This window comes from Companilactobacillus zhachilii, assembly GCF_003606365.2.
Taxonomy (GTDB): domain Bacteria; phylum Bacillota; class Bacilli; order Lactobacillales; family Lactobacillaceae; genus Companilactobacillus; species Companilactobacillus zhachilii.
In genome coordinates this window covers 2,265,042-2,290,232 of record NZ_CP031933.2, presented here as the reverse complement: position 1 = coordinate 2,290,232, position 25,191 = coordinate 2,265,042, and the positions used below count along the sequence as shown (strand labels likewise).

Genomic DNA, 25,191 nt, shown 5'->3' with positions numbered 1-25,191 from the left:
TTTTTTATATTCGATTCTATAATCAAAATTGAGAAAGAATCCCGATGGGATTGCAGGTTTAATTTTTTAGACAAAAAAAGCTATGTTTTGTGTTAAAAATATGTTGTATATTCAAAATAAGCAAGTTGTAATTAAAGAACGGACAAGGCATATAAATAGTCAGTTAAAAATCACATCGTTATAACGCCTGAGTGTAATGCAACCAAACGGTGCTAGTAAACTTTGGTTGAATGCTTTATTCTGACAATGAATCGAGGAGATATACATGGAAATAGGTAAGCAACTTCAATTTCAACGCAAACAACGTAATATGTCTCAAGAAGATTTGGCGCGGAAACTTAATATTTCACGTCAGTCGATTTCTAAATGGGAAAGTGGGGCTGCTTTGCCTAGTTTTGCCAATGTCATTGCCATTAGTGAATTGTTTGATATCTCTTTAGATGAATTGATTAAAGGAGATACTACTCTTATGGAAAAATTTGAACATGATTCTAAAATCAATAAAGCATTGTTGATTACGATTGTTGGTATTGTTTTAGCTTTGGTCGCTTTTATTATTTCATCAGGAATATTTCATATTTCGGAAAGTAAGTTAAATGATTGGTTAATTTTGCCAACGACCATTTCATTTGTCGCTTTCGCATGGAGTATCAAGTGGAAAAACATTGATAAGATTATTTCCAAATGGACAGTTATTTTAGGTATCATCTGGCTGGCTTTAGTCATGTGGCCTAATGTCTATAGCTTTTGGACAGGCTTTGTTACAGGATTTAATAACCATTAGAATTTATGTAAAGTAAAAGTTGTAAAAAGTACGTATTTTAATGCCTGAATGGTCTGTTACATAACTGTTTTTCCTCAAAGGTGCAGCATAAATGTGGAACAAAACATAGCTTTTTCCGCTTAAAACAAATAGCGCCAGCAATCCCATAGGATTACTAGCGCTATTTGTCTTAATGCTCGAAAGCTGAACACGTTTTGTTCCACTCTCGTAATATTTAATTATCTATTTTCAACGAAAATATAATCGATAGCTTTCGCACCAATCGTAATATTTGTTCCATCTTCTTTACGAACAACAAGCGAATTATCAAATTTTTCGTGTTTGATAACTTCAATTGTATCGTCAATTTCGAGATTTAAACTACCAAAGTATTGTAAGAAATCATAATTATCAGAAACTCTGACAATCTGAACTTTGTCACCATCAGGAATCATGCTGAGCAGTTTATCATCGGCATCAGTTTCACCTTGACCATTACCAGGAATAATTCCACCATGTGGACAGCGTTGTGGTTGATTAAGAAAATCATTCAGGTGATTGATGAGATCTTCATCTGAAGCATGTTCAAGTGCATCGGCGTTATGATGAACATTGTCAACCGGATACTTTAGACATTCATGTAAAAAGACTTCCCAGAGACGATGTGTCCGCACTAACTTTTCAGACACTTTATTTCCTTTGGGAGTTAAAACAATCTTGTTATATGGTGAGTGTGTCAAGTATCCTTCACTAGCTAAAGCATTTAGCATTTCTGTGACTGATGGTGCAGATACGTTCATGATCTCGGAAATACGTTTGTTAGTTATTTTAGTGAAATCATAATTTAGTTCATAAATAGTTTTAAGATAATTTTCTTTGTTAGGGGACAATTTTACAACCTTTCGTTTGACCTAATAATATTATTAGCCCCTCTATTATAGCGCATATCATTCAACTTTGATAATGGATAATGTTAAAATATTTTCGAGAGAGGAGGGATATTTATGAGTGAACCTAAGCGTCGTTTTGACTGGTTCGGTTTTATTATTGGGCTAATTTCGTTATATGCTGGCTACTTAGTGATTTGGTATCCGTTGAATAGTTTATCAACTATTGCGGTTATCTTCGGGGCTTTCGTAATTTTGCGTGGGGTTTATCAATTGTGGTTTGGATCACAAATGACTCGATTTCTAGGTGTCCGCAGTGGTTGGACCATTTTTTCGGCCGTTGTTAATATTATTATCGGTATTATTTTTATTTCAAATGTTAAAGTAGGAATCGTCGTCATTGTGTATATGTTTGCTATTTGGTTCCTATTAGATGCAATTTTTCAGATTTTCACATCGCGGTTCTACCACTTCTTTGGTAAAAAGTATTATATTTTAATCGTGATTTTAGCTTGTCTGAACTTATTGTTCGCAATCATCTTATTGTTTAATCCAGTTTTGGCTGGAAGCTTCATCGTCTTCATGTTGGCATTCTTCTTTTTTGCTACAGGAATTGCCGAAATTATTGAAGCATTTTAATTTAAAAAGCATTTTCTACATTTAGAAAATTTGCTAAAATGTAGAGAGTGTTTATGCCGTCTTAGCTCAGATAGGTAGAGCATCACCATGGTAAGGTGGGGGTCGTCGGTTCAAATCCGATAGACGGCTTATCAAAAAATCTCTAAAACATTGGGTTCCAATTATGAAGGCTAGAAATACTATTAAGTTAGTGTTTTTGGCCTTTTTATTCATCTCAAAAGTTTATATAGACATTTTTTTCCAATATTTAATAAATAATAAGCCTAGTTCATCAGGGAAGTTTTCTAGTAGTTCAATTAAAAGAGTATCTTTTTATTAAGTTGGTTGCTTGAAGGTTATAGCCGAATGGTTATTAACACCACAGCACATAGCACATTTAATCAGGTTAGGATGTCCACAATGAGTGAGTACGATGTGACACTTGCTGCAATGTCCAGTCATGCTGCTTCACGTCCAGCATGTGCACCGATTCAAGGGAAAATAGTTAATACAGTCCCATCTAGTGCTCCAAGATACAATCCTAAATATGATTCTATCTACAATCATGGATATGGTGAGCCTGCTGGAACTCAAGAAATTAATTGCCATCATTCTTTGTATCTATTTATCGAGGGTGTGAGTACCAATCCATTTAAGCATCCTAATACTGAAAAAGCCATCAAGAGTGGTGATATTCAATAAAAGCAACGGGCCTTAGAGTAGTAACCAATACTGAAAAATATATTATGCCTGATGCCAAGAATGCAGTATTTCCAAAAGAAAAATTAACAAAATACGCACTTGCTACTACTGCTATAAAAAGTGGTGGAGCTAATAAGACAAAGGTATTTGAATCTGCACTAGGATATGATTTAAATAACTATACCGATTTGATGGATAAGGTATATAATGGCATTACAAAGTACGAAGCTATTCCTCAATCTGATAATGGTAGTGGACAAAGATATAGAATTGATATGCCTATAAAGGGACCTAATAAAAATATCAGAGAGGTTTGTACCGCGTGGATTAAGGATGCACAGAGTGGTGAATTAAGACTAACTAGTATATTTGTTAATCATAAAAAGAAAGGATAGTAGATATGAAAATTAGAACATTTTTGCCAGAATTTACATGGATTAAAACTAAAGATGGAATTACCGGTACTATTGTTGAAGTGTATGATGATGGTAAAAAACCTAATTATTTAGTTGAATATTATCCCCATTCCCAATGTGATAATGATGATTCGTTTGCTGCAAATAATGAAGATATAATTGAATATAAATTACCTGAATATCTAGATAAGTAATCTGGGTATTTTTTATTTGACCTGAGTAAGTCATTAAACTGCTTATTTTTATGCAATAAATTCTATCGGTGTCGTTGCACCGTATTAAAAACGTAAAGGAGATTAGCATGAAAAGAGAATTTTTAAAAGATTTAGGTTTAACGGATGAAGTTATCGAAAAGGTCATGACTGAATATGGTAAAGATGTTCAAGACAGCAACTCTAAACTTGCATTAGCTGAACAAGAAAGAGATAGCTTAAAGTCACAGTCGAAGACCAAATCAGAGGTCTTAACGAAAAAGGCTAATAACAGCGATGATTTAAATAATCAAATTGAAAATCTTCAATCTACTATCAAGGAAAATGATGAGAGCGCAGCTTCTAATTTATTACAGGTTAAGCAGGATAATGCGGTTAATAACTATCTCAAGGATACGCGTATTAGAAATCTTATAATGTATACCTAGTTTCAAAAACTAGATAATATAGTTTACAAAACCAAAATAAATGGTATTATTATTCAGTGGCTTAAGTACAAATTGTAATTAAATCACTAATAAAACTTTAGGAGGTGTGCGGTATGTATCAAATATTGACTGATTCAGAATGTGACCTGCCACTGGCAACTTTGGAGGCAAGTAACGTTGATGCAATCAGTTTTCACACTAAGATTGGTGATCAAGATTTGATCAATGATTTTGGTAAAAGTTATGATATTAACGAATTTTATCAAAAGATACAGTCTGGTATAATGCCCACGACAACCCAAGTTAACGTTGGTGAATATTTTGAATTCTTTAAACCATACGTTGAAAATAAAATGTCAATTGTTTATATTGGATTTTCTAGTGGATTGAGCGGCTCAATGTCAAGTGCTCATCAAGCAAAGTCAATGTTGCTAGAAAGCTACCCCGAGGCGGATATAAGAATCATTGATACCTTAGCTGCCAGTGGTGGCGAGGGCTTAATGGTCCTTAAGGCTATACGATTGCAAAAAGCGGGTGCAACTTTAGACGGACTTGTTAGCTGGTTTGACGAAAATAAAATGCGTCTACGTTCAAACATTACTGTTGATAATTTAAATTATCTTTATCACGGTGGGCGTATTTCGAGAACTTCAGCTACTGTTGGAACTTTGTTGAAAGTTAAGCCTATTTTAGATGTTGATCCTAGCGGCAAGTTAAGAGTTGCCATGAAAACTAGAACGCGTAAAAAATCATTATTGGAGTTGGCCGATTTAACCCTTGGAATTATTCAGGAGAATCCGAGTCAACCAATTATAATCACAACCAGTGGCGATTATGATGCTGCTGAAGTTGTTAAAGAACGAATAATCGAGAAAGTCAGTACAGCTGATATTCAAATTTATCCAATTGGTATGACTATCTCTAGCCATACTGGATTTGGCTGTGTGGCAGTCTTCGCTATGGGTGAAGCTCCACGAGTTTAATGTTGAATTCCTCCCCGATTCGACGATATAGAAAAATAAAAAAATGAAAGTGGAACGAAACATGTTCGACTTTCAATCATTAAAATAAAGGCGCCAGTAATCCGATTTTGGATTGCTGGCGTCTTTTGAGTTAAGTGGAAAAAGCTATGTTTATTTTAGACTTGAGATTTCTGTTAGGATAACCTTCTTAAATTGATAGGTATAACTAAATCCTTATTTGACAATATTTTAGAGTAGCGTAATAATTTTCATGAATATAATTATTACCAGATTTATTACAGATAATAATTACTTTAATTAATGAGGGTGGTTTAGTAATTATGTCAATGAAAAAGGGAAAAGAATGGGCTTTATCATGCGTCGTAGTAAGCGCTGCAGTTTTAATGGGAATGAGTACAACTGTACATGCTGATGCCACAACTGACAATAATGTCAATTCTGAAAACACAAGTACGAATACTAATAATGGGGGCACAGTTTATAATGCACTTGGCAATGCGTCAACAACACAAACTACCAATGCTGATAATTCTGCGGTAACACAATCTACGAATACCGCTGCAACAACACAAGCAACTAATGATGCAGTTAAAGATGGTGGAAATGTTAGTGATGACTACAATAATGAAGGTCAAAACCAATTAGGCTATGCATCTAATTTCCATATTTTCGCTAATGAAGCACATTTGAATGCTCATACGAATGGTAATGTTGCAGTTGGTGATTTCTACGGTAATGTTAACTTTGGTACTAATGTTAAAGAAGGTGGCGTTGATAAGGAAGTTTCATATATTCAACGTCCACATAATATTGCCAACAGTTCATTTGTAACTAGTGGTAGTACTCGTGAAAACAAAGTTGTCTTTGGAAATGACAATGATATTGATGTCTCAAACGAACAACGTCCAAGTATTAATGGAACAAGTTTGGATCACATCAATAGTCAAGAGATTTACCAAGATAAAGACGGCAATGAATATATTGATGTTGCTAACTATCTTGATAACTTTTTAAGCAATAGATCAACATCACTTACTAATAAGACACCACAAGTTACCGTTACAGATTCTGATTTTCCTGATCAAAACCAACGTGTTATTAACTTGGAAGATTATGAAGTAACCGATGATAATCAGATTGTGATTAACTTGGATCCTAGCGTTCTTGCTAAAGATACACCAATCTATATTTATGGATTATCAGCTGATAAGGGTGGTACTAACATCATTATCAATGTTGATACCCAAGGTAACGACCCATACGATGTTAATTCACAAATTAAATTGATTTACAACGACGGAACAGCTAATAATAACGTTGAACGTCCTAATCAAGAAACTGAATTTTTCGACGATAATCACTTGCTATGGAACTTTTATGACAGTTCAGCTAACGATAAGCTTTACACTGGTCACATTAACATCAACCGTCCATTCCAAGGCAGTGTTTTAGCTCCAAAGGCTGAAATTGAAGTTAACTCTAACTTGGATGGTAACATTGCGGCTGATAAAGTCATTGTTAATGCCGAAACTCACAGATGGGACTTACAAGATAACTCTAATATCGAAACTGATTACGATCATATCGTAACAATCCCTGGAGAATTACCTGAACTTCCCGATGAAGAAGATAATGAGGATGAAGAGAACGTTGAACATCCTGATGAAGAAGAGGAAGAAGATATCGATACTGATACTGGTGAATTAGTTGAAGGTGGTTCTGAAGGTGAAGATCCCGATGAAACAACAGATACTGAAGAACCTGGTAAAGAAGATAAAGATTCTGAAGAGAACAACGGTAACGAAGAGGAAAAGGATGCCGATGAAGACGACCTAGGTGAAGGTGGAGACTTAATCACCAATGGTGGTTCTGAAGGCACTAACCCTAATGGTGATTTGAACAATGGACTTTTGCCAAACGTTGGCGGTAATAACAAAGATGTCTCACAAAACCCTAAGACTAATGCTGCAAATGAATCAGGTCTCTTGCCACAAACAAGTGAAACTGATGGTGTTCTAGCAACAATCCTTGGTTTGATTGTGTTGGCATTTGGTTTGATTTTGAAAGCTACACATATTAAAAAAGAAGATTAATAATTAGTCAGAACAGTTTAATCTAAAAAATCTCGTTACAACCAAAATGGCTGTGACGAGATTTTTTTTATAAACTATTTTTTCTTACGTGAATTACCTGTTAATAAATAATTAATTCCAGGGATCAAATTCAAAATCCAAATAATAACAATTGATAAAATAGCAACGACAATATAGCGCATGAATGTTGCTGCTAATCCGTGAATTGACACGTGATTTGTAAACCAAGGCTCAACATACAAAATGAGTAAGTTATGCACAAGATAAACACCGAAGACTAATGGTGATAAAAATTCAAATGTTTTAATAGTTGTTGGTGATTTAATTCTACTGCCCCATTTTTGCAAAAGAATGAATGCAGCAACTGACATAATTGGGATAAAAATTGAAGTTACATAATAACCGTTGTTAACGTCGTAAATTTGGGGAACGGCTGTGGAAACATAGTTACCACTGATTCCAGCGATTAAAAAGATTGCTAGCAAGACCCAATTATTAGTATTTTCAATTTTAACTTTAGTTAATAAGTAACCGAGAATGAAGTAACCTGTAAAACCACCAACTAAGAAGAAACTAGCTACTGGTGATAGTTCTAAGATAGTTTGCATGTCTTTGGGGAGAAGGACAGCGAGCGATGGCAAAAGCGAACACGTAACTAGCCAGATTGCTGTAACGTAGACCAACATTTCTGTGGTAGCGTTTTGGACAAACGTCTTAATAACTGGAGACAAGATGTAAATTCCAATCAAAGGATACATGAACCAGAGTGTAGGTGATGTAGGATGATACAAAATCATTTTGACTACGCTAAAAACGTTTTTAAATGACAACGAATGAGCATAGATTCCGACAACAATCGGTGAAATGATCGACCACATAATAAAAGGAATCGTCACTCGCGGAATTCGCTGTTTCCAAGTATAGGAAAGAGAAGTCGTTTTTTTACTATTAAGCAAGAGTGATCCCGAAATCATGAAGAAAACCGGAACACTGATGTGGGCTAGATAATTAAGGATTTTAGTTATTTGCCATTGTCCCGTACCGATATTTTTGATGGTATCGATAGCAGAAACGTGAATAAAAATGACCAAAAAAATAGCGATGACTCGAATAAAGTCGAGATAAAAAATACGATGATTTTTGTTCATTGAGAATTCCTCCGTAGATTGAAAAGGGTGCCGCCTCCGGTTGTACATGATAAATTTGCTGTGAGGACCGGCTCGAGCCAAGGTCTCGACCCTCGATTTTGAGCCTTGCATAAACCGCAAGTCTCAAAATACGTCCAGTTGAGTAAGTGCTAAAGCACTAACTCAACTACCACTGCAGAATTTATCATGTACAACCTCCGGCTAGTTTAATGTATATATGATGATTATTTATTTAAATAATATCTATTAAGCTAAAAATACATATTAATAACCATCAGTTTAAATTATTATTAAGTTTCTAAATTATTGCATAAACGAAAAAATTAAATTAGTCGGAAGAGCCTAGAGTAGCCATCAGCTGTGAAAGTGGTGTTAGGACGGCTGGTTTTGCCGTTCTTACAGCACCGGGCGTGTTTGGAGACTTGCTTGCAAGGCTTCAAACCGAGGTTCGAGACCTTGGCTCGAACCGGTCCGCACAGCAGATGGCTACTCTAGGCTCTGTAGACGGAACGCTCTATTAATAATAGTTGAAAACCGACTGAAAATGAAGTATTAGCGTATGATATAATGACAAAGTAAAATTATTGATTGGAAGAAGTTATTATGCGCGTAGGAGATTCCCCAGGGACTGATTTTGTTAGATATTTAATTTGGATTGCTTTTTCGATTGGAACGTTAATGTTGAAAAATAATGCTGCTAATCAAAAAGGATTAGATATGCCAATGGTTATTGCATTCTTTGCCGTTGGACTGATTACATTATTTTTGATGATTAGAAAGTATATTCGTGAGGAAAAGTCATTTTCGGATACAGCGGATGGTTTTGTTTATTCGTTAGTTTCTAACATTGGTCTAGTTTGTTTAATGATTGTCATGGTTTGTTTATTGAGAATCATGGTTAGTTATTTGCAAGTGACAGGTAAGCTGCCAAGTTTTGCGAATGATGATGTTTTGAGTTCAGACCAAAATGTTTTCTTGTTCAATATGGTGGGTAACGTCTTTATCATTGCAATTCAACAACAGTTGGTTCAGACAGGATTTTTCTTTAATTACTTCTTTAGAAAAACATCCGCATACAGTGCAATCATGGGTATTATTTTTAGTGGTATCATTGCTGGTTTGATCAGTTTACCTGGTTCACTCTTGCAATTTATGATGATGATGGCCTTAGGCTGGTGCTATGCCTTAACTTATTTATATACAAAAGATGAAAAAATGGCTATCTTTGTTGCGATGGTCAGTGCTGCTGTTGGTACAATTATTATTTAAAATAGTGAAACATAAATGTTCAGTTTTCGAGCGTTAAAAAAAGCTGGTTCCGGTAATCCGATTTGGGATTGCTGGAGCCAGCTTTTTTAGTGTCATTATTGTTCTGAAATTAAGTCAGCTGATTCATGACTCAATAAAGGTGAAACTTCTGTATCAACGCACAATGTTAAATTATGCATAGCCCGTGTACAAATTGTGTATAAAACATCAATGCTACGTTCGTCAGGGTAGTTCTTAGCTGAAACATCGTGGGCAATAACAGCGTCAAATTCCAAGCCTTTGGCTAAATAAATTGGTAAGACTAGGATTCCTTTGGGAATAGAACGGAAATTGGCATCGACTAGGGTCACTAATGATTCATCCCCATAATGAGCATAAATTTGTTCCGCTTGGGCCTGGTTTCGCGTCAAAATAGCCACGGTATCGTACTTTTTGTTTAATTCACGTGCGGTATCTTTTAATCCTTGATAATAGTCGTTATCATCAAAAACTTTGATTACTGGCTCTTCACCTTGACGAGAGAATGCTTTGATTTCACTGCCATTTGGTAACAGTTTTGTCGCAAAGTTAGTGATTTCAGCAGTTGAACGATAACTCTGATTGAGTGTAATGGTAGTGACTTTTTTCTTATTGAAAAGTTCATTAACTTCGGTAACAAGGTCTTTTTTACGATAAGAACTAGTCAAAACATCTTGAGCACGGTCACCTAGCAATGTCATTTTGGCATTAGGAAAGGCGTGGGCGATGTATTTCAATTGAGCCATTGTGTAATCTTGGACTTCATCAATGAAGATATGTTGGATAGCGTGATTAATACCACTATCGGTTACCAAATCACGTAAGAAAAGCACTGCAACGGAATCGCTCAGATTGAGCTTGTGAGCTTCGATATTGTCGTCGATGGCTTCAACCATTGTTTGCCAGACACTATCAGAAACAAGTTCTTGTTTCATTTTGCCTAATAGGAAAAGGTATTCTTTGTAGGGGTTAAAGAAATAGTTATTGACTAGGGCATTGTAAATTGGAGCATAGCGGTCTCTTAGGAATTCTTCAGCAATGATTTCCCGTTGGTTGGTTGATTCTTCGATATTGTGATCGGTAATGATTTGTTGGAAGTCTTCATCCGATAGATTATCAATTTCAGCTTGAACCCAATCTTCGTTGCGGTCATCATGGATACGTTTCTGAAGTCGTTTGATAAGAGCATTTTTAGTTTTTAAGAAACGATCGGGAATGTGATAGGCATGATTGACGTGATCATAAATCTCAGAAATTTCTTCTTTAGTGAAGAAAGGTTTGCCATCAAAAATGACATCTTCAAAATGTAAAATGTGGTCGGGATGTTCTTCTTCCAATTGTGATAACTGGTCGAGAAATTCACCACTTTCTTTGAAGAGGCGAATCTTAATGGTTGTTTCGGGTAAGTTGCGTTCATCTTTTTCATAACGTTCAAACAGTGTTTCGACTTGAACACCAGTTAGACGTAAAGAAATGAATTCATTCAAAGTAACCTGGCGCATGTTCCTTTCACCCAAACTTGGTAAAACTTCTGAAATATAATTACTGAAAAGTTTGTTAGGTGAAAAGAGGACAATGTTGTCAGCGTTCATCGTTGAACGGCTGTGATAAAGCAAGTAAGCTACCCGTTGTAAGATGGCAGAGGTTTTACCAGAACCAGCGACACCTTGGACTAAGAGGACGTCAGAATGAGTATCACGGATAATAGTGTTTTGCTCATGTTGAATCGTTGCAACAATATTCTTCAAATATTCATCACTATATTCGCTTAGAACCGATTGGAGAATCTCATCACCAACGGTTTCATTGGTATCAAACATGGTCTTGATTTTATTGTTGATAATTTGAAATTGACGTTTCTTTTTAAGATCCACAGTTGTGGGACCATTTGGTGTTTGGTAGTGAACTTTACCAAGCATCCCGTTGTAGTAAATCCCAGAAATAGGGGCACGCCAGTCATAAATGAGAAATTCTCCATCATCGTCTTGCAGTGTTGAAGTTCCAATATAAAGGGTATCTTCTTCACCATCTTCAACGATATCAATGCGGCCAAAGTAAGGTGAGCCTTGGAGGTTTTCGAGTTTTAATTTGTTGGAGTTTAAAATATTTTCATTTTCGACTGCCAAAGCAACCAATTGTTTCTGTTGTTGAACAGAGGCGTTAGTTTCCATTTGGTCATCGACTTCAGTTGTATTGACCTTAGTGTTTTCACCATAGTTACGTTCAATCCGATGTGTTTCTTGGTGGGCTTGAGCGATACTTTGATCGACGCGTTCAATTTTTTTGTCAATCTTGTCAGCAACGACATTGACGCGAGCTTGTTCTTCTTGTTTAGATTGATTAATCGACATTAAAATACCTCTCGTTGACAATTTGTTGATTTTTAATTATGCTAATAGCAATTAGAGTACATTAAAGCATAGACATTTTTGAGTACTAATTCAAGTAAGTTGGTCCAGAGAATAACTTCTAGTCTGAAAAAGTTATCGACCTTGTTTTAGGAAATGGTATGGGTAGTTACCTTATAACTTTGAGTGGTAGAGTGATTTCTACAAAACAGGTGGCACCACGCTGAAGCGTCCTATTATATTTTTAAATATGATAGGGCGCTTTTTTTAGTCGAAGAGTTATTATAACACCTTAAAAACGTCTTTGCATTAATGAATTCAGGAGGAAAGAATATGAAAACAAATACAATTTTAACTGGGGATCGTCCAACAGGTAAGTTACACATTGGACATTATTTAGGATCATTGAAGAACCGTGTTAAGCTTCAAGATGAAGGCAAGTACAAGATGTTTATCATGATTGCCGATATGCAAGCTTTGACAGATAATGCTAGAGATCCTGAAAAAGTTCGTAATAGTTTGATTCAAGTTGCGCTTGATTATTTGTCAGTTGGAATTGATCCAGCTAAAACTAATATTTTGGTGCAATCACAAATTCCTGCTTTGAATGAATTGACAATGTACTATCTTGACCTTGTGAGTGTTTCCCGTTTGGAAAGAAATCCAACTGTTAAGTCAGAAATTAAACAAAAGAGTTTTGGTCAAAGTATTCCAGCCGGCTTTCTAACATATCCAGTTAGTCAAACAGCCGATATTACCGCCTTTAAAGCTGATACAGTGCCAGTCGGTGATGACCAAGAACCAATGATGGAACAAGCACGTGAAATCGTTCGGACATTCAATAATACTTATAACGTTGATACATTAGTTGAACCAGAAGGTTACTTCCCACCTAAGGGCCAAGGTAGACTTCCTGGTATCGATGGTAACGCAAAAATGAGTAAATCATTAGGTAACTGTATTTACTTGTCAGACCCAGCTGACGTGGTAACTAAGAAAGTTATGTCAATGTATACTGATCCAGATCACATTCACGTTGAAGATCCAGGTAAAATCGAAGGCAACACTGTCTTCACATATCTTGATGCTTTTGGTACAGATAAAGAAAAGATTGCTGAATTGAAAGAACAATATCAAGCTGGTGGTCTTGGGGATGTCAAAGTTAAACGTTATCTAAACGACGTTTTACAAGAAATTCTTGAACCAATCCGTAACCGTCGTGCCGAATATGAAAAAGATATTCCTGGCGTTTATGACATTCTTAAAAAAGGTAGCGACAACGCTAATATCGTGGCTAACCAAACATTGTCAGAAGTTCGTAAGGCAATTGGTGTCAACTATTTTGACTAGGGCCGCTTCCGGGTGCGAGAAAATTTTATTCCGCTATGGGACCGTATCGAGCCAAGGTCTCGATACTCGCTTTTAAGCCTTGCACAAACCGCAAGTCTTAAAAGACGTCCGTGGAGTAAGAACAGGAAAAGCACCTGTCCTAACTCCACCTTCACAGCGGAATAAAATTTCTCGCACCCTCCAGCTAATGTATGGAAGGATGCAGTGGATTTCTTCCTAATTAGTTTGCAAGCTAATCGTTTTATGACAGAAATAAATAAAAATGAATAAGAAGTAATTTTTGAGTATGGGAATATTCAAGAATTACTTCTTTTTTTGTACTTTTTAGAGTAGTTTATGCGTGGAGCTAGTTAAGTATGCCACCTCCAAGAGCAAGAAAATTAGGTCGCTATGGGGACCGACAAAAGCCAAGGTCTTTTGTCTCGATTTTGAACCTCGCACAAATCGCGAGTTTCAAAAGTCGTCCCGTGGTGTAAGCACTAAAGTGCTAACGCCACATGCACAGCGACCTAATTTCTTGCTCTTTCCGGCTAGTTCGCTGTTTAAATAACTTTAAGTATTATTTTGGCATCAATGACTGGATTTACAGGATATGGAGTATGTTTTGAATCTTTTGACCTTACAAATTATTTCAATTTCACAATCAAAAAATCGACAAGCATCAGTAGAGAATTGAATGTTTTTATGGTTGGACTGTTAGATTAAAAAAAGTCTTGGAATATTTATTTCTAATGAATAGTTTACTTAGTCGGAAGAAGCGGGGAAAATGAGCTCACCGTGAAGGTGGAGTTAGGACGTTTCGTCCTTACTCCACGGACGTCTTTTGAAATTCGCGGGTTGTGCGAAGTTCAAAAGCGAGATTTGAGACCTTGGCTCAAATCGGTCCCACAGTGAGCCCATTTTCCCCGCTTCTGGAGACGGCATTCTCAATAAACCACTCTTTTCTGAAAACTAAATATAAATTTTCTGAAAACTAAATATAAATTTTATGAAAATAAATTCAAACATAACTCTTGATTTTATCAAGAGTCGGGTATAGAATAGCTCTTGTTCTTAAAAAACGAGAAGTTTTTTTAAATAAAATGAGGTGAATTTATGGATGATTATAATTTGATTGGTTTTGTTATGAAATATACTTCTATCAAACGTCGCATTGCCGCCAGTTATCTCAAGGATAAGGGGCTAAATGCTTTTGAAAGTATCATTTTATCAATCGTTTATAAGAACAAATCCTGCACTCAAGATAAAATTGGTGAAATTACCATGTCTGATGGTGCAAGTATTGCTCGTTCATTGAAAAAACTTGAAAACTATGGCTACGTGTTACGAAAACCTGATCCGGAAAATGGACGACGAAAAATCGTCAAGATTACCGAGAAAGGCGAAAAACTTTATGACAAGATTCGCCGTGCTTTTCGTGCCAGTAATGAAGTGATGTTTAAAGGTGTCACTTCAGAAGAACAAACACAACTAGAGAGTATATTAGAAAAGGTTTATAAAAATTTAGACAGCATCGAGATACCTTCTAAATAAAATTTAGAGAAGAGGATTTTATTATTATGCCTAATAATAAAGCAATTGTGGATGCACATGGCAAAACTTTTAACCGTAATTTGCTGGTTTTGGTTTTACTTGTGGGTACATTCTGTACTGTTTTGAACGGTACTATTTTAACTACCGCCTTTCCTACATTGATGAAAGAATTCAGTGTGACAACTTCAGATGTTCAGTGGTTAACAACTGGATTTCTAATGGTTAACGGTATTATGATTCCTGTTACTGCTTGGTTAAGTAACAACTTTAGTACAAAGATTTTGTACATTATTGCTATGTCGACTTTCTTAGTCGGAACAATTATGTGTTTCGTAGCACCAACTTTTGGTGTTATCTTGGCTGGTCGTTTGATTCAAGCGGTCGGTGTTGGTATTACAATGCCACTTATGCAAGTCGTTATGCTATCAATTTTCCCAGCTAACCAACGTGGTGCTGCCATGGGACTTGGTGGATTAGTTATCGGACTTGCTCCAGCTATTGGACCTACACTTTCAGGTTTCATCATTGATAACTGGACATGGAGAGATCTTTTTGGAATGATCATTCCTATCGTTGTCTTAGTTTTAATTTTGGCTTTCTTCTTTATGAGACCAGTTATTAAGACGCACAGAACGAAACTAGATGTTTTATCATTGATTGAATCAACAATCGGTTTTGGTGCCATTCTTTATGGATTCTCATCAGTTGGTAATGACGGTTGGGGTTCAATGACTGTTATTGGTTCTATCGCTATTGGGATTGTTTTCATTCTATTGTTTGGTTACCGTCAATTACATATGGACAAACCATTCTTGGAATTACGTGTTTTCAAAGAAAAGAAATTTGCCATTGCGGCCGCATTGTCATCAGTTACTAACATGGCCATGATCGGTGTTGAAATGGTACTACCACTATACCTTCAAATTGTTAAAGGTATGTCAGCTTTCCATTCAGGCTTAACATTGTTACCTGGTGCTTTGATGATTGGTGTCATGAGTCCGATTACTGGGAATGCCTTTGATAAATTCGGACCTAAGGATTTGGCACGTATGGGTATGTTCTTGTTAACTGCCGGTACAATTCCATTCTTATTCTTAACAAAGACAACGCCAGTTCTTGATATTGTGGTACTTTACATGGTTCGTATGTTTGGTATTTCAATGGTCTTGATGCCTGTTACAACCGATGGTATGAACGCTTTGCCATTTAACTTGATGAGTCATGGTACTGCCGTAAATAACACCGTTCGTCAAATTTTCAGTTCAATGGGTACAGCTATTTTGGTCAGTGTCTTGACTAACGTTACAAACAATTTGAAACCTGGCAAGTCACTTTTGAGTCAAGCACCACTTCAATATAAAGATAATTTCTTCAATGCCACATTAAGTGGTTATCATGCAGCCTTTGCGGTAGCTATTTTATTCTGTGTCATTGGTTACTTAATTAGTTTGATGGTCACAAACAGTTCTAAATCAAAAACAATTGATACTGACACATTGAAAAACACAAGATTGGCAGGTGAAGAATAATGATTCTTATTTCTATTTTAGTTTTCGCCGTACTGGCATATTACTTCGCTGTCTTCTTGAAAAATAAAAAAGTTGGTTATTCATTATCATTTACCTTCGTTGCCTTATTCATTTTGAGTTTGGTATTGTTGATTTCAAATGAATATAGTCACTTTGGTATGCAAAAAGTTAATAGTGAAAAGACGTATCAGATCCAATCTGTTCAAAAGGGTTCAAATCTTCTATTAAAGAAAGAATTAGGTACGAAGGGTAAGGAAGATGTTTATATTTACCGGACACCTGAAACTGCTAATAAGAAGAAACCAACGACAACTAAAGTTGATGTCAACGTTACAAACAAAGTGAAAACTGGCAATTATTCAGCCGCTACTTTGGAACGTAAGACAACTCGCTGGGAATATAAGAATGGTTTCTATTCATTCCTCTTTGGACTTTCAGATAACAATAAAGAATTTGTTAAACAAACAAATACCTTTAAAGTTGGTAAGGATTGGTTAGTTTTGACGACGACTCAAGCTAGTCAATTACAAAAGAAAATGAAGAGTAAAGCTTTCCAAGCTCAAATGAAACAAGAAGGTGAAGCTTACGTTAAAGCTGCTGTCATGAAGGCTATGAAAGCTAATCCTAAGATGACTCCAGATGAACAAAAACAAGTTACACAACAAGCTGAAAAAGCCTTTAAGGCCGAAGCTCAAGCTAAATTGATTCAAGAAATTAAGAGTCAAAAATAGAGAGTGTAACAAAACACAGTCAGCTTTCGAGCATTAAGGCAAATAGCGCCAGTAATCCGATTTTGGATTGCTGGCGCTATTTGTTTTAAGCGGAAAAAGCTATGTTTGTTACACGTTTATGCTGCATGTTTAAAGACAATAATAGTTTTGTCCCAGACCTGTTTTTGTGCGTAAGTATTTAAATTTTAAAATAGTTTTGCTTCGACGTACTCATCGGTTGCAACACGATACATCTTGATGCCATGAATCATAATATATCCGTCAGTTCTCCAATAGCTATTAGCTGGTAAAGCTCGGCGTAGTCTACGACCACGAGAATCGTACAAATAAGTTTTAGCTGTCAAATGAACTTTGGATTTCGGAGGAGCAGGGGTAAATTCCGTTGCTTGATCAAGTACAAGATACTTGTCAGTAGCAATTCGATAGTATCCTTTGCCGTTAATGGCGACTAATTCATCGTATTTCCACTTTGTATTAGGTTCGGAGTCCAAATTGAGATATCTTCCATGGCCGTCCATTAATTTAACTGGAGACTCATAAGTAATGAGGATACCTGTTTTAGTTGAGGCAGTAGCATCGTAATCTTGAACTTCAATCAATTCACCATCGTCCAAAAGATAGAATGGTTTGCCATTAATAGTTGTCGTTCCGTGGACGCCGATGTCACTTAAATAAGACCCGTCAGTGGTGTTGTGAATGACAATTTGTTCACGACCACCAGAAGGTTTGGCTGGATGTTTATCAATTGGCTTGTTTGGTTTAACAGGCTTAGTTGGTTTAGCTGTTGTAGAAGATGATTCCTTCTTAGGCAAAGCGCTGTAAGCTAGCTCGATTGTTTGGGGATTTTGAGTATAGGTTCCCTTTAAAAGAGAGACTGGACTGGTTAATTTGTAACCGTCAACGGTACTGTCAGCAGTTAAGTCGAAAGCTGAGCCAATTGTAGTACCACTGAGTGTTTTAGTGAGAGCAGTTCCTTTGACCATAATAGGTTTGCCAGTGGCATCAACGTAATTAATAGTGACAGTTGGATGTGCCTGAAAAATAAGTGGCTGATTGACAGTTGTGGCAGTTTGAAAGTAAGTGTTTCCGAGATTTTCTTGAACCATTGAACCACTAACGTAACCATTGTGGAATCCATAGTTGCCGTAACTTAAAACCGTCGCAGTAGGATCAGCATTATTCAAAACAAAATTGTCTCCGCCGACGTTTGTTAAATTTCCCATCTTCAAATAAGCACTAGTCGTTGAACCAGAATAATTATACAAAGGTGCGATGTCAGTACCACTTGGATCGAGCAATTTCGGCGCTGTGAAGGCAATTGGCTGACCAGTGACAGCGTAAACTGGGGTAGGGTCATTAATCGTGTTGGTAACAGCATTAATCATTGCACCTTTGCCAGTTTCAGTGCCTTTGAGTGGTGAAAAGTCACTAATTGAAGAATTGCCAAATCCAATCATGTTGAAACCTTGACCATTATTAGCGTATTTATTGATTGTTGGAGCTAATTGGGTTAGTTGGGCTTGAGTAATTCCGTTGCCAGTTTTCGTACCTTCAAATTTGAGTGATGAGGAATTAGATAAATTTAACTTTTCCACTTGAATCGGATCAATTTCTTTAGCAGTAGGATCACTGAAATTACCTGCCAAATCTAGACCAGCTAAGTTAATATTTTCCAAAGGGGTCAAATCGGGATCGGCTTTAGGGTCTGAAGCTAAATTTACTTGAAGGATAAGACCAGCTTTAGCTGGCAAGAGTTGAAAATATTGCATACCATTTAAGCTTTCGATAGGCGTGCTGTCAATGTCAGCCATGTGATTTATATTTGGGTCAGGAGTTGAAGCAGGGCCATTAGGATGTCTAAGGTCATAGTTATCCATCGAAACTGATAGGTATGGGTTTGAATAAGCCTTGATATCACCAACCGTTAAGTTAGAATTATAAGGAATTTTTAGTGCATCTTTGACAGCATAGCCCAAAGTAGGGTCAGTAAAGGTAATGACCGTATCATCAGTTACGTTAGCTGGGATTGCGTAAGGATTAGTTGTAACTGTAGAAGTTGTTGTTGTTTGCGTTGTAGTAGCAGCTGTTGTTGCGGTAGTCGTCGTAGTGCTAGTTGTTGGGACTGTCGTTGAGGTGGAAGATGTGGCTGTAGTTGCGACTGGCGTTGCAGTGGTTGGTGTTGTCGATGAGCTAGCGGATGTCGTAGTAACTGGAGTGGTTGTTGAACCTGTCGTTGCTGTAGTAGTTTTGGCTGTTGTAGTGGTGGGCTGAGCAGTTGTTGTAGAACTAGTTGAAGTGGTAGCCGGTAAGACTGGAGTTGCACTTGTTGTAGTTTGCGTTGCAGTAGGAGCTGTGGTTGTACTTGAAGTCGTGGCCGTTGCTGTCATAGGCTGAGATGTTGTAGTTGTTTTTGCAGGCGTAGACGTTGTTGAAGTGGAAGTACTGGTGGGAGACGTCGTCGCGGTAGTCGTACTTGTAGTCGTTGCAGCTTTTGCTTCTTGAGTTGAAGTAGCAGTAAGCAGCATCGCAGAAAATAATGAAATACCTAAATAAACACATTTTTTGTTCAATAACATAATATTAATCCTTCTTTTTTTTAGATTTCGCCGTTATCTTAAGTTCGAATCGGACAAAATTAAAATTCTAACGCTAGACAAGTTGGACGGTAAAAAAATACCAAGGAATTAATAGTTATATTTGGCTTTATGTTAATAATTTTGTAAGCTAATTATTGAAAGATAAATATGCTGTGGATGTGGTAGTAGTCCGCCTCCAGGAGTCAGAAAATTAGGTCGCTGTGGGGACCGATTGGAGCCAAAATGCGGTCTCCAATCTCGATTTTGAACTTCGCAAAATACGCGAATTTCAAAAATCGTCCCGTGGTGTAAGGGATAAATCCCTAACGCCACCTGCACAGCGACCTGATTTTCTGACTCCTTCCGGCTAATTTATTTTGTTTGGAATAAATCGTGAGTAAATTGGTCGTTACATTGTAGATTTGACTACTTTTGCTTCAGTAACGACTGAAGTATTAAGGATTAAGGTGCATTTTGAAACTTTTTATAAGCTGATTACTAGATTAACGCATGATGCTAGTTGATTTTTGACTATGGGTTTAAAATGATTTTTAAAATCCAAATGTACCCCCATATCCTATAACTTTAGCCGTCAGTAACATAGTAATATTGAAAATTGTTCATTATTGTTTTAAAAGCAAATAACAAACCAGCCGGAAAGAGCAAGAGATTTTGGTCGCTGTGCAGGTGGCGTTAACACTTTAGTGTTTACACCACGGGACGACTTTTGAAACTCGCGATTTGTGCGAGGTTCAAAAGCGAGCCGAAAGACCTTGGCTTTCGGCGGTCCCCATAGCGACCAAAATTTCTTGCTCTTGGAGGCGGAATATTTAACTAGCACTACGTATTAGGTTATACACAAGGATTGTTGATAATAAAAAATGAAATAGAGGTGTGATTGTGGAAAAAATATTTGAAGTTAAAAATCTCTTTTATCAGGTTGGTGAAACTAAAATCTTAAAAGATATTAATTTGAGTATCGAACAAGGAAAATATCTAACCGTTGTCGGTCCTTCTGGTAGTGGAAAAAGCACTTTGATGCGAATTTTAGCGTCTATGATCAGTGCCACTTCAGGGGAAGTATTGTTCCATGGAACGGATATTAATACGTTTGAGCCAACTGAATATCGTCGTAAGGTTTCGTATGCTTTTCAACAGCCAACTCTTTTTGGGAAAACTGTTCGCGAGAATTTGGCTTTTCCATTTGAAGTTCGTAAACAGGACTTTGATGAAGAAAAGGTTATAAAGTATTTGGAAATGGTCAATTTGAATAAAGATTATATTGATAAAAGTGTCAATGATGTTTCTGGTGGCGAAAAACAGCGGATTGCTTTGTTACGGAACTTACTTTTCCAACCAGAGGTGTTGATAACTGATGAAGTTACGGCCGGATTGGATGCTGAAAATAAAGCTATTGTGCATAAAATGTTAAACGAATTTAATTCCCGGGGATTAACAATTTTGCGGGTGACGCACGATGAATCTGAAATTGAAGATTCAACCGACAAAATTACGATTAAAAATGGGGAGGTGCAAGATGTCTAATTTAACAGTTTCCAATTCAACGTTGGCATTAGGTTTCGTCTTAGTGTTGGTAGCTTTGATAATTGGTTATGTGGAAAAGTTACGGATTGATAAGGACATTATTATTGGTGTTGTTCGAGCAATTATTCAATTATCCATCGTGGGTTATATTTTAAAATTTGTTATTAAGGCTAATGATAATTGGTTGACCTTAGCATGTTTTATTATCATTGTGATTAATGCGTCTTGGAATGCTGGAAAGCGTGGGAATGGGATTCCTAAAGCATTTCAGTCATCACTCTTGGCAATTTTTGTAGGTACAACGATAACTTTGGCAACATTAGTATTGACGGGTTCAATTAAATTTGTGCCTGAACAAATCGTGCCGGTGACAGGGATGATTGCTAGCAATATCATGGTTGCAATTGGGCTTTGTTATCGCAATATGATGCAAACCTATACTGACCGTCATCAACAAGTCTTGGAAAAACTAGCGTTAGGTGCAGATATTAAGTTGGCTTCTCAAGATATTTTGCGTGATTCAATCAAAAGTGGGATGCAACCAACAATTGATTCAATCAAAACTTTAGGATTAGTTAGTTTACCAGGTATGATGTCTGGTTTGATTTTTGCTGGTGTTGATCCAGTTAAGGCCATCAAGTACCAAATTATGGTTACTTTCATGCTGCTGGCCTCGACAAGTATTGGCTCAATTATTTCTTGCTACTTGGGTTATAAACAATTCTTCAATGAACGAAAGCAATTGAAGGGGTAGTTGCCGTCTCTGGGTGCAAAAAAATGTTGGCGCTGTGGGGACCGGTTCGAGCCAAAATACGGTCTCGAACCTCGATTTTGAACTTCGCAAAGTACGCGAATTTCAAAACTCGTCCCGTGGTGTAACTGCTGAAGCCATTACACCACCTGCACTGCAGCCAACATTTTTGCACCCAGAGACTAATGCATTTGTTATTTTTAATACGATACAATTAACTAATTCGATAAAAAGTGCTGTATTATTTGAAATTGAATACAATCAAAAAGGCTAGATATTTTTTCTGGATGTATACCGAGAAAAGTATCTAGCTTTTTTACATCCGACTCTATAATCAAAGTTGAGAAAGGGCCAAATTTATTGGCTCTGGATTAAAGTTTTAGACTAAATTATGACCTTTGATGAATTAGCCCTACTATATAAGGCTATTTTTTTATATAATTGATACAATGGGATGTGATGTAGATTTGAAGTTAGCAGTTATAGAAATAGGATCTAACTCCATTAGAACATCAGTTTATAGGTCTTCTAAAAAAAATCGTTTTAAGACTTTGGATCGTTGGCGAGAGCCCGTTAGACTAGGAAAATCAATCACTCAGAGTCGACTTTTGACTAATGATCAAATTGAAGAAACAATTGATGTTTTAAAGAAATTTCAAACTCGAATTGAAAGATATCAAGTTGATAGAACCAGCTTGATTGCTACCGCGGCAGTAAGAATGGCCAAGAATCAAGACCAATTGATTTTTGCTGTTCTCAAAGAAACAGGATTACAACTAGACATTATCAATGAACAAGAAGAAGCCTACTATGACTACGTAGCTGTTAGAAGTACGATGCGGATCAAAGATGCTTTGATTGTCGATGTTGGTGGCGGTAGTAGTGAAATCAGCTTGGCTAAAAAAGGTCGTCTGAAGCACGGCTTGAGTATACCGATTGGTGCCATTTCAATTTCTGATTTGTATTTAGCGAGTGATCCAATAAAAGAGAACCAATTACAAGCAGCAAGAAAAGATATCAGTCAACGTTTAGAAAGTCTCAATTGGATGAGTTCACCAGCAACCTTTGTTGGACTCGGTGGGACTTTACGGGCCGTGACAAGTATTTTGAATCGTGAGGGTAAAAATAAAAAGACTCTACACAATTCTGTCATTTCGTGTGACCAAATTGATGAGTTATTTAACCAGTTGATTCACACTTCTTTGGAAGAAAGAAGTCAAATCAAAGAGTTGAGCGATGGCAGATATGAAGTCATTTTGGGTGGGATTTTGATAATATCAGAAATCATCAAAAAAACCCCCTCTAAAGAAATCCGTTTTTCGAATTTCGGTGTTAGAGAAGGTTATGTCTTCAATTATTTCCACAAAATGAATCTTCAAGATAATTAGAAATTATGCACGACTAGGGATGGTCTTTTGAGCTGAAGCAACGATATGACCGTTCATTTTATGCAATAATTCATTCATCCAGAAACCATTTTCCAAATTAAGATTGTCATCTAGAGCAAATACCTTGAGTACGTAATCATGGGTTTGGTCTGGTGGATAAGGTCCATTGTAACCAGTGGCCACGTCTTTAGGACCATCTAATAATGGACTTGCAGAACTGTTTTTGCCTTGAACGACTGGAGTGGTTGCTATTTGACTAAAGTTTTCAGGTAATTCAACTTGAGAACTTGGAATATTAGCGGCTGTCCAGTGAATCCATTCAAAACCACAAACTGGGATTGAATCCGGATCTGTGAAAGTCAAAGCAATTGTTTTTGCATCTGCTGGAATATCTGATAATTTAATTGGGAAACTAATAATAGGTTTCCCATTTTTTATATCGTCAGGTGCGGCATATTTGCCGTATTTGTCGGGCAATAAATTATTTGGTAGAGATACAGTTATTTCCATACAAAAATCTCCTTTATATGAGGTATAGATAATGAAACGAATAGAACTTAAAGAGTTACCTGAACTTATTGTAAAACAGGTAGAAAACATTGAACAACAATATAGTAAGAAAATTGAAGTCTTTTCTGACTATGAACAACAAGATTTTTTGACTTTAGATCAAGCAGATCATGTTATTAAAGATGACATGATTAAAATTTCTATCACAAACGAGAAATATGCCGAGTTTGTGTTAAGCCATGAATTACATCATATTGAACTTGAACTTTCTGATGAACCCAGTATTTCGTCAGCCTTAACTACTGGCAAACAAGATTTTGATGGCCGAGTTTTGGCAATCGCTAATTCAGTTTTTGAAACATTGGAACATGTGACTGTTTTGAAGAAGCAAAAAGAAGATGGAACCTATACCGATGAGATTAAAACTGAATACTTAAAGGGTATCGAGGCTGCACTTCATCCTAAAGTAGAATTAGACCGAGCAAATATGCGTTTTTACCGTACTTTAATTATGTTAGACGGTATGATTTTTAGTGAACACGCTTGTGACGATGAGTGGCAACAAGAATTTGCAATGTCATATAAGTATGCTGATAAAATGGCCAAAATCATTGAAGACAACGATTTAACAGTGCCATTCCAATTCCGTCGTGCGTTGGTTAATGCATTGGATGCTTACAATGAGATTATTATTTCTAATGGATATCAAGGATTGCATTTCCATACATTCTTAAATATCACACCAGTAGTTTCAAAACGCCAGTTACGCTTGAGCTTGAACCAAGTTTATCAAATTAAACATTCAGAATTTAGAAACCGTGCCACCGGTCGCGATGGATTTGTCTTGATTGGTATTAATGACGGACAAGGAGTAGCAACACTAAACTTAGATCCACAAAAAGTGACACCAGAGTTTTATAAAACTTTCTACCAATACACAGTTGAACAAGTGTTTAAGGAACAAGGAACGAAGTATTTAATTAGATAGGTCGCTTCCGGTTGCAAGCAAATCAGTCCGCCATGGGACCGGTTCGAGCCAAGGTCTCGAACCTCGCTTTTGAACTTCGCAAGGACCGCGAATTTCAAAAGACGTCCGTTCTGTAAGAGTGGAAAAGCGCCACTCTAACAGAACTTTCACGGCGGACAGATTTACTTGTAACCTCCAGCTAGGTTGTTCGATGTTTGTTTTGATATTAGAAATATATTTTTTGAACTATATTTTGCTAAAAAAAATCAAAGTATGTAAAACAAAAGAACAATACGTTAGTCTCAGGGGATGAGAATTATACCAGCAGTGAAGGTGGCAAACGCCACGGACGTATTTTGAGATTCGCGGTTTTTGCGAAGCTCAAAATCGAGGTCTGAGACCTTGGCTCAGACCGGTCCCACAGCA

General features: G+C 36.7%; 23 protein-coding genes and 1 tRNA gene. 19 read left to right on the top strand and 5 right to left on the bottom strand.

Annotated features, from left to right (window positions below):
- Window positions 1-265 precede the first annotated feature (265 nt).
- On the top strand, window positions 266-784 hold the full coding sequence (locus D1B17_RS10600) for a helix-turn-helix domain-containing protein (RefSeq protein ID WP_120141760.1): 519 nt from the start codon (window positions 266-268) through the stop codon (window positions 782-784).
- Window positions 785-1,002: 218 nt separating this feature from the next.
- On the opposite strand, the gene D1B17_RS10595 is transcribed toward D1B17_RS10600, so the two are convergent.
- Complete coding sequence (locus tag D1B17_RS10595; protein WP_120141761.1) at window positions 1,003-1,653, bottom strand: metal-dependent transcriptional regulator; 651 nt, start codon at window positions 1,651-1,653, stop codon at window positions 1,003-1,005.
- A gap of 114 nt (window positions 1,654-1,767) precedes the next feature.
- Between D1B17_RS10595 and D1B17_RS10590 the strand changes: the two genes are divergently transcribed.
- The 8 genes from D1B17_RS10590 (at window position 1,768) to D1B17_RS10555 (ending at window position 7,102) form a co-directional block, all read left to right on the top strand.
- A complete protein-coding gene (locus D1B17_RS10590) occupies window positions 1,768-2,289 on the top strand; it encodes an HdeD family acid-resistance protein (protein WP_120141762.1) in 522 nt (173 codons plus the stop codon).
- A 55-nt stretch (window positions 2,290-2,344) separates the two neighbouring features.
- Window positions 2,345-2,418, top strand: a tRNA-Thr gene (locus tag D1B17_RS10585).
- A gap of 216 nt (window positions 2,419-2,634) precedes the next feature.
- The gene (locus tag D1B17_RS10580; RefSeq protein ID WP_120141763.1) at window positions 2,635-2,970 is read left to right on the top strand and encodes a phage minor capsid protein; all 336 of its coding nucleotides are present in this window, start codon (window positions 2,635-2,637) and stop codon (window positions 2,968-2,970) included.
- A 44-nt stretch (window positions 2,971-3,014) separates the two neighbouring features.
- A complete protein-coding gene (locus D1B17_RS10575; protein ID WP_120141764.1) occupies window positions 3,015-3,365 on the top strand; it encodes a DUF6883 domain-containing protein in 351 nt (116 codons plus the stop codon).
- Between the two features lie 5 nt (window positions 3,366-3,370).
- Entirely contained in the window at window positions 3,371-3,580 is a 210-nt protein-coding gene (locus tag D1B17_RS10570; RefSeq protein ID WP_120141765.1) for a hypothetical protein, read from the top strand.
- A 107-nt stretch (window positions 3,581-3,687) separates the two neighbouring features.
- A complete protein-coding gene (locus D1B17_RS10565; RefSeq protein ID WP_120141766.1) occupies window positions 3,688-4,026 on the top strand; it encodes a phage scaffolding protein in 339 nt (112 codons plus the stop codon).
- A gap of 113 nt (window positions 4,027-4,139) precedes the next feature.
- Window positions 4,140-5,009, top strand: a complete 870-nt coding sequence (locus tag D1B17_RS10560; RefSeq protein WP_120141767.1) for a DegV family protein — start codon at window positions 4,140-4,142, stop codon at window positions 5,007-5,009.
- A 320-nt stretch (window positions 5,010-5,329) separates the two neighbouring features.
- Window positions 5,330-7,102 carry an LPXTG cell wall anchor domain-containing protein gene (locus D1B17_RS10555; RefSeq protein ID WP_120141768.1) on the top strand — a complete coding sequence of 591 codons (1,773 nt, stop codon included), beginning with the start codon at window positions 5,330-5,332 and terminating at the stop codon, window positions 7,100-7,102.
- Window positions 7,103-7,176: 74 nt separating this feature from the next.
- Here the strand turns inward: D1B17_RS10555 and D1B17_RS10550 are convergent, their stop codons facing one another.
- Window positions 7,177-8,250, bottom strand: a complete 1,074-nt coding sequence (locus D1B17_RS10550) for an acyltransferase (protein WP_120141769.1) — start codon at window positions 8,248-8,250, stop codon at window positions 7,177-7,179.
- Between the two features lie 603 nt (window positions 8,251-8,853).
- Here D1B17_RS10550 and D1B17_RS10545 point away from each other — a divergent pair.
- Complete coding sequence (locus D1B17_RS10545; protein ID WP_120141770.1) at window positions 8,854-9,519, top strand: CPBP family glutamic-type intramembrane protease; 666 nt, start codon at window positions 8,854-8,856, stop codon at window positions 9,517-9,519.
- A 95-nt stretch (window positions 9,520-9,614) separates the two neighbouring features.
- On the opposite strand, the gene helD is transcribed toward D1B17_RS10545, so the two are convergent.
- Entirely contained in the window at window positions 9,615-11,888 is a 2,274-nt protein-coding gene (helD, locus tag D1B17_RS10540; protein ID WP_120141771.1) for an RNA polymerase recycling motor HelD, read from the bottom strand.
- A 330-nt stretch (window positions 11,889-12,218) separates the two neighbouring features.
- On the opposite strand from helD, the gene trpS reads away from it, so the two are divergent.
- The 4 genes from trpS to D1B17_RS10520 all read left to right on the top strand — a co-directional run bounded on the left by trpS (window position 12,219) and on the right by D1B17_RS10520 (window position 17,028).
- Window positions 12,219-13,235, top strand: coding sequence for a tryptophan--tRNA ligase (gene trpS / locus D1B17_RS10535; RefSeq protein WP_120141772.1), 1,017 nt, complete (start codon window positions 12,219-12,221; stop codon window positions 13,233-13,235).
- A gap of 1,095 nt (window positions 13,236-14,330) precedes the next feature.
- A complete protein-coding gene (locus tag D1B17_RS10530) occupies window positions 14,331-14,768 on the top strand; it encodes a MarR family winged helix-turn-helix transcriptional regulator (protein ID WP_120141773.1) in 438 nt (145 codons plus the stop codon).
- 26 nt (window positions 14,769-14,794) lie between these two features.
- Complete coding sequence (locus D1B17_RS10525) at window positions 14,795-16,297, top strand: MDR family MFS transporter (RefSeq protein WP_120141774.1); 1,503 nt, start codon at window positions 14,795-14,797, stop codon at window positions 16,295-16,297.
- A complete protein-coding gene (locus D1B17_RS10520; RefSeq protein WP_120141775.1) occupies window positions 16,297-17,028 on the top strand; it encodes a DUF4811 domain-containing protein in 732 nt (243 codons plus the stop codon). The genes D1B17_RS10525 and D1B17_RS10520 overlap by 1 nt, the downstream gene beginning before the upstream one ends.
- Before the next feature lie 185 nt (window positions 17,029-17,213).
- Here D1B17_RS10520 and D1B17_RS10515 read toward each other — a convergent pair whose 3' ends face one another.
- Window positions 17,214-19,604 (bottom strand): MucBP domain-containing protein, encoded by a 2,391-nt coding sequence (locus D1B17_RS10515; RefSeq protein ID WP_120141776.1) that lies wholly within the window; start codon window positions 19,602-19,604, stop codon window positions 17,214-17,216.
- A 900-nt stretch (window positions 19,605-20,504) separates the two neighbouring features.
- Here D1B17_RS10515 and D1B17_RS10510 point away from each other — a divergent pair.
- The 4 genes from D1B17_RS10510 to D1B17_RS10500 all read left to right on the top strand — a co-directional run bounded on the left by D1B17_RS10510 (window position 20,505) and on the right by D1B17_RS10500 (window position 23,288).
- Window positions 20,505-21,149 (top strand): ABC transporter ATP-binding protein, encoded by a 645-nt coding sequence (locus D1B17_RS10510; RefSeq protein ID WP_120141777.1) that lies wholly within the window; start codon window positions 20,505-20,507, stop codon window positions 21,147-21,149.
- Window positions 21,142-21,903: an ABC transporter permease gene (locus D1B17_RS10505; RefSeq protein ID WP_120141778.1), complete on the top strand. Its 762-nt coding sequence runs from the start codon at window positions 21,142-21,144 to the stop codon at window positions 21,901-21,903. The genes D1B17_RS10510 and D1B17_RS10505 overlap by 8 nt, the downstream gene beginning before the upstream one ends.
- Before the next feature lie 13 nt (window positions 21,904-21,916).
- Window positions 21,917-22,174 carry a hypothetical protein gene (locus D1B17_RS12655; protein ID WP_120141779.1) on the top strand — a complete coding sequence of 86 codons (258 nt, stop codon included), beginning with the start codon at window positions 21,917-21,919 and terminating at the stop codon, window positions 22,172-22,174.
- 175 nt (window positions 22,175-22,349) lie between these two features.
- Window positions 22,350-23,288 carry a Ppx/GppA phosphatase family protein gene (locus D1B17_RS10500; RefSeq protein WP_240704404.1) on the top strand — a complete coding sequence of 313 codons (939 nt, stop codon included), beginning with the start codon at window positions 22,350-22,352 and terminating at the stop codon, window positions 23,286-23,288.
- A gap of 3 nt (window positions 23,289-23,291) precedes the next feature.
- Here D1B17_RS10500 and D1B17_RS10495 read toward each other — a convergent pair whose 3' ends face one another.
- The gene (locus D1B17_RS10495; RefSeq protein WP_120141780.1) at window positions 23,292-23,798 is read right to left on the bottom strand and encodes a YbhB/YbcL family Raf kinase inhibitor-like protein; all 507 of its coding nucleotides are present in this window, start codon (window positions 23,796-23,798) and stop codon (window positions 23,292-23,294) included.
- Between the two features lie 31 nt (window positions 23,799-23,829).
- Between D1B17_RS10495 and D1B17_RS10490 the strand changes: the two genes are divergently transcribed.
- On the top strand, window positions 23,830-24,786 hold the full coding sequence (locus D1B17_RS10490; RefSeq protein WP_120141781.1) for a hypothetical protein: 957 nt from the start codon (window positions 23,830-23,832) through the stop codon (window positions 24,784-24,786).
- The last annotated feature ends 405 nt before the right edge of the window (window positions 24,787-25,191 follow it).